We start from the raw sequence: 1621 nt of genomic DNA, 5'->3' as shown, positions 1-1621 counted from the left end.
TAATTTACTGTGACGACCTCGACGGTTATGTTTTTCATGATAAGCGGTCTTAAGAAGACTGCTCATAGATTCAAAGGTTGGACGTTTAACGCCAACTAGACGTTTAAAATGACTATCGCTGAGTTTGGTGAGAGATTCATAGTTCATAACTATAGTATAACAAATTTTTTTATTTTTGGGAGAAGTCTATTATAGAGCCAGAAAAAGCAAACTGGACAATCAAAATTGATGGATTAGTTTGCTTTTTTAGTTCAGTGACTGTGGTATTTTGTCCCAGTCTCTTTTTAAGACTTTTGTTTTAATCAATTGCCAATTTTTTAATCAATACGTAAAATGGGAAAGGCAATTTAACTTTTTCAAAAGTCCAAAAATATTTTCTTTCAACTTATCTTTCCCAAAAGGAAAAAATAGTGTTATAATAATAGTAAATATAAAATTTAAAAAAGAAATGGAGAATGAATGAGAGTAAGAAATAAAATCTTATTTGTGAGTGTATTCATATTGATTCAAGGGGGAGTTGCCGTTGAGGTGACACAAGCCTCTAGTGCAGTCAATGATTATATTATCAAAAATAAAGTTACGCCTGCGAGTGAGACTTTGTCACTTGGCAAAATTTATAATCAAGATTCCAGCAAAAATGGTGGCATCAATATGGACTATGTTGGTGGGAAACCGAAAATGGTCATCATTCATGAGGTTGGCGTTGATGGCGGCTCAATCACAGGTTCTATTGACTACATGGTTCGGACGCAAGACTCGGCTTTTGTGCATGCTTTTGTTGATGCTAATCAGCTGATTACGATTGCCGATACCAAGAAAAAAGCTTGGGGTTCGGGTCCTTATGGTAATCAATACGGTATTCAGATTGAGCAAATGCGCGTGACAACCAATGCGGCATTTTACAAGCAGATTGCAACGCTCGCTAAATGGACTGCTGATCAGATGAAGAAGTACAATATGGGTGCACCCAAGCTCATGTCAGCGCCGAGTATTGTTAGTCATAATCCGAGCGCACCGCTTGATGGCAATCTAGCGACACATAAGATGATTTCTTACAAATGGGGTGGTACTGACCATGTCGATCCCGATGCTTATTGGGCAAGATTTGGTTATAATATTGACCAATTTCGTGATTTGGTGGTGTATTATTATGGTAATGCAACACCAACGAAGATAACGAGTGCGGTGATTGAAGGAACGCCTAGTACAGGAAAATTTGATGTCCGTATAAAAGCGACAGGGGATATCAGTTCATTAAAAGTGCCGATTTGGTCTGATAAAAATGGTCAAGATGATTTAGTTTGGTATGAAGCTAAAAAAGTAGCAAGTGGCGAATATGTAGCTAGTTTCAATGTTTCTAATCATAGTAACCAAAGTGGTTCTTATCATGTTCAAGCCTTCGCTTTTGGTTCCTCAGGAAATATCTTGACAAGTGCTTCAATCAATGAGAAGTTACAAGTTGGTACTCAAGCGGTTAAAATCACAAGTACAGCTATTGAAGGAACGCCTAGTACAGGAAAATTTGATGTCCGTATAAAAGCGACAGGGGATATCAGTTCATTAAAAGTGCCGATTTGGTCTGATAAAAATGGTCAAGATGATTTAGTTTGGTATGAAGCTA

The 1621-nt window shown here is 37.4% G+C and carries 1 protein-coding gene; it reads left to right on the top strand.

The annotated features are described in order from the left end of the window. Nucleotides 1-459 precede the first annotated feature (459 nt). Nucleotides 460-1621, top strand: a 1162-nt coding sequence (locus Hs30E_RS10885; RefSeq protein WP_172209954.1) for a GBS Bsp-like repeat-containing protein, incomplete at its 3' end; no start/stop codon positions are given.

It is taken from the genome of Pseudolactococcus hodotermopsidis, assembly GCF_011170085.1.
GTDB classification, from domain to species: Bacteria; Bacillota; Bacilli; order Lactobacillales; family Streptococcaceae; genus Pseudolactococcus; species Pseudolactococcus hodotermopsidis.
This window is presented reverse-complemented; position numbering and strand designations above follow the sequence as displayed.